The organism is Collinsella aerofaciens (genome assembly GCF_001404695.1).
Lineage (GTDB): Bacteria > Actinomycetota > Coriobacteriia > Coriobacteriales > Coriobacteriaceae > Collinsella > Collinsella aerofaciens_E.
In genome coordinates, this window is the sequence record NZ_CZAQ01000004.1 from 89,690 (window position 1) to 93,674 (window position 3,985).

3 protein-coding genes are annotated in these 3,985 nt (G+C 63.8%); all 3 read right to left on the bottom strand.

Going from position 1 to position 3,985, the window contains the following annotated elements; genetic code table 11:
• A partial coding sequence (locus AQ996_RS02095) for an SIS domain-containing protein (protein WP_055250590.1) occupies positions 1–894 on the bottom strand: 894 nt, incomplete at its 3' end.
• A gap of 144 nt (positions 895–1,038) precedes the next feature.
• Positions 1,039–1,794 carry a GntR family transcriptional regulator gene (locus AQ996_RS02100; RefSeq protein WP_055250592.1) on the bottom strand — a complete coding sequence of 252 codons (756 nt, stop codon included), beginning with the start codon at positions 1,792–1,794 and terminating at the stop codon, positions 1,039–1,041.
• A gap of 2 nt (positions 1,795–1,796) precedes the next feature.
• Positions 1,797–3,779, bottom strand: a complete 1,983-nt coding sequence (locus AQ996_RS02105) for a RecQ family ATP-dependent DNA helicase (protein ID WP_070097110.1) — start codon at positions 3,777–3,779, stop codon at positions 1,797–1,799.
• Between the last annotated feature and the right edge of the window lie 206 nt (positions 3,780–3,985).

The following is a 3,985-nucleotide window of genomic DNA, read 5'->3' on the forward strand; positions in this document are numbered from 1 at the left end:
CTCGCAGCTCATCGCGTAGAAGAAGATCGGCTCCAAGAACGAACGCACGCTGGCGGGCACGTCGCCCAGGCCGTACTCGAGCGCATCGAGTACCATGACCGTATCGGTGTGCGTGTTGAGGAACGCCAGCGCGCGCTCCTCCATGGGGCGGCACTCGCCCGATCCGAGCTGTACAAAGTAGAACACGCCGGGCTCGGTAGCCTCGAACGGGCCGTGGAAGTACTCGCCGGAGTGGATGTAGCAGCAGTGCTGCCACTGCATCTCCATGAGCGAGCAGATGGCCATGGCGTAGGTCTGGCTAAAGTTGGGGCCGGATCCCAGGATGTAGAAGAACTCGTGCTGCTGGCAGAGCTCGGCAAAGCGATCGCCCAGCTCGGCGTTGACCTTCTCGCGGGCAGCGGGCAGCAGCGCATCCATCTGCTTAAGGCCGGCGTACATGTCGGCAAGCGCCTCGTAACCCTCCTGCTGGTGGAGCAGTTCGGCGGCGATCAGAGCGCCGATGCCCTGCGGCACCTCGGCCTGCGACACGCCCTCGCCCCAAGGGTAGACCCAGGTGGTCCACTTGCCGTTATCAATCTTGGAGCCCTCGCAGTCGGTCATGGCCACGACCTCGGCACCGGCTGCCAGCGCCATCTCGCAACCGTCGACGACCTCCTGCGTATTGCCGCTGTGGCTGCAGGCGATGACGAGTGACTTCTCGCCAAGACTCTTGGGGGCCATCAGGCAAAACTCGCGTGCCGTGTAGACCGTCGAGGCAAACGTGGTGGCCTCGCGCTTGAGCAGCTCGTTAGCCGGCATCAGGTCGATCATCGAACCGCCGCAGGCGATCCAAAAGACGTTCTCGATCTTACCCTTGCGCTCGATAATTTCCTGAATCAGATCGTGTGCGTTCATGGTGATGCCCCTCCTTTTGTGGCGGTTTTGAACGACGATGGCTCGTACCTGCGGTCGTTCTATATTGTTCTATTTATAGCACGCACAACGACGCTCGTGAAGCCATTTCGCCAAACTTGTTCTATGTTGTTCTATCTGTGGACGTTAGATGTCGAAGACGTAGCGCGAGCCCACGATCTTTTGGCGTCCGAGCAGCAAGGGCCGCTCGTCCGCATCGGTAAAGTACGCCTCCATATAGAAGAGCGGCTCACCAACCGGTACCTCCAGCAGCGGGGCCACCTGGGCATCGGCAAGCGCGATCTCCACGGTACAGGGGTCGGACTTGAGCGGCGCGCGGCCCGAGTGGTCGGCAACGAGCGCAAAGATCGAGTTATCGGTGAGGTCCTCGGCGGCCAGCGTCTGCAGGTAGGGATGGTCGGCGAGCACAAAGGCGTTGTTCTCGAGCATGACGGGGATGCCGTCGGCCGTGCGCACGCGCTCGACCACGATAAGCTCGCAGCCGGGTTCCACACCAAAAAACGCCGCGTCCTCGCGCGTCGCCGCAACCACCGTACGCGATACCAGGCGTGCTCCGGCCACCATGTCATTGGCGGCACAACCCTCAGTAAAGATCTGGACGTCGCCCTTCTGGCGAATCTTGCGCTTGAGCTTGGGAGCGCATACAAAGGTGCCCCTCCCCTGCTGGCGGTTGAGATAGCCCGCGCGCGATAGCTCCTCGATGGCACGGCGTACGGTGATGCGCCCCACGCCGTAGGACTTCGCGAGCTCCATCTCGGAAGGAATGCGCGAGCCGGCCGCATACACGCCGCGCGCGATCTCGCCCTTCAGGTCGTCCATGACCTGCTGGTACAGCGGTACGGCGGATACGCCAGCGCGGTCGGTTTTATCGTCGGTTGCCATCGTTACGCTCCATCCCGCGCATGCTCGGACTCAAACTCTTCAATCGCCGCCATAAACTGCTCGCCAAAGGCGTCGGCCTTTTTCTCGCCGATGCCGTTGACCTGGATAAGCTCGTCGCGCGTCTGCGGACGCAGGCGGCACAGGCCGCGCAGGGCCTTATCGGAGAAGACCATATACGGCGCCATCTCCAGCTCGGTCGAGATCTCCTTGCGCAGGGCACGCAGGCGCTCGAACAGCTCGGCATCGTCGCCCACGCGCGGGCGCTGATCCAGCTCGGCCTCCTCGCGCAGCAGATCCACCGCACGGCGGGCGCGGGCCGAGGCCTTGCGCTTGGACGCGCGACGCTTAACGGTAAAGGCGAACGCCTCGTCCTCGACCTCGCCAGCACGCGGGCCCAGCCCCACGACCGGGTACTGCCCCTGCGAGGTGGCCAAATAACCGCGGCCGCACAGCTGCCCGATGATGTCCTTGATGCGCCCGACCGATTCGCTCGACAGCTCACCGTAGCCGCGGTCCTCGTCCAGATGCATCTGGCGAATGCGCTCGGTGTTGCCGCCGTGGAGCACGTCGGCGATGAGCGACTTGCCAAAGCGCATGGGGCGCGTGGCGACGTAGCGCACGGCGGCGCGGGCCATATCGGTGACGTCCTCGACCTCGAACTGCGTGAGGCAGTTGCTGCAGTTGCCGCAGCCCTCGGCCTCGTCCGTGGCGGCGCCACCCGCACCAGCTGCGGTCGCATGCTCGGCCGCGGCCTCGTCGCCAAAGTAGCGCAGCATGTATTCGCGCAGGCAGCCGGTGGTATTGCAGTAGCCCTCCATCTGGCTGAGCAGGCGATATCGATTCTGGAGCGCCCACGCGCGCTGCTCGTCGTCGAGCGCCTCGTCGGCAGCATCGCCGCGGTCGATCAAAAAGCGACGCATGCGAAAATCGTTTCCGTTCCACAGCAGGTGACAGCTGGCCGGGTCGCCATCGCGGCCGGCGCGGCCCGCCTCCTGGTAGTAGGCCTCGATGCTCTCGGGCACGTTGTTGTGAATCACGTAGCGCACGTTGGGCTTGTCGATGCCCATACCAAAGGCGTTGGTGGCAACCATCACCTGGATGTCGTCGTCGATAAAGGCGCGCTGGCTTTGGCGGCGGGCGTCATTGCCCATGCCGGCATGGTAGCGGCCAACGCGAATGCCGCTGGGGCCCAGCGCTTCGGCAAGATCGCCTGCCAGCGCATCGACCGTCTTGCGGGTCGAGCAATACACGATGCCGCTCTCGCTCGAATGTGCGATCACGTAGTCGCGCACCCAGGCGGTCTTGGCCTTGTCGCCCATCTCTTCGCAACCAAAGTAGAGGTTCTTGCGATCGAAGCCCGTCACCACCGTCGCCGGGTTTTGCAGGCCGAGCATCTGCTGAATATCCGCGCGTACGCGCTCGGTCGCCGTGGCGGTAAAGGCCGCCACGATAGGGCGTTGCGGCAGGGAATCGATGAACTCACGAATCTGCAGATAGGCGGGGCGGAAATCCTGGCCCCATTGGCTCACGCAGTGGGCCTCGTCAATGGCCACGAGCGGAACGCCGATGCCGCCTTCGGCCGCAGCTTCCTGCGCAAAGGCCAGAAAGCGCGGCTCGAGCAGGCGCTCGGGCGCCACGTACATAAGCTGGTAGCGGCCCTCGCGCGCCCGCTTGAGCACGGTATTTTGCTGGGCCGGAGTAAGGCTGGAGTTGAGATAGCTGGGCCGCGCACCCGCCGCGAGCAACGCACGGGTCTGGTCCTCCATAAGCGACAGCAGCGGGCTCACCACAAAGGTGATACCGGGCAGCATGAGCGCGGGCACCTGGTAGCAAATGGACTTGCCGGCGCCCGTGGGCATAACACCCAGCGCATCGCGGCCGGCAAGGATCGCATCGACCATACGGTCCTGCCCCGGGCGAAACGAGGTGTAGCCAAAATAGGCGCCGAGCGTGTCGAGCGCCGTCTGCTGCATGCTATCGGTCATGGTTTCCTAACGTCCAAGTCATCTGCCGCCGATTATACGCCGCCACGCGGACCGGTGCCGCACGGCTGTCAGCAACGTTCATTCTGCGGTCAGTCATTGGGGACGTTCTTGAATGACCAGTCGTTTAAGAACGTCCATTACAGTCGAAATTGTCAGCCCGGGACCGTCTCGGGCTACGATTGAGGCGCGCCCAGAACGGGCCGCCG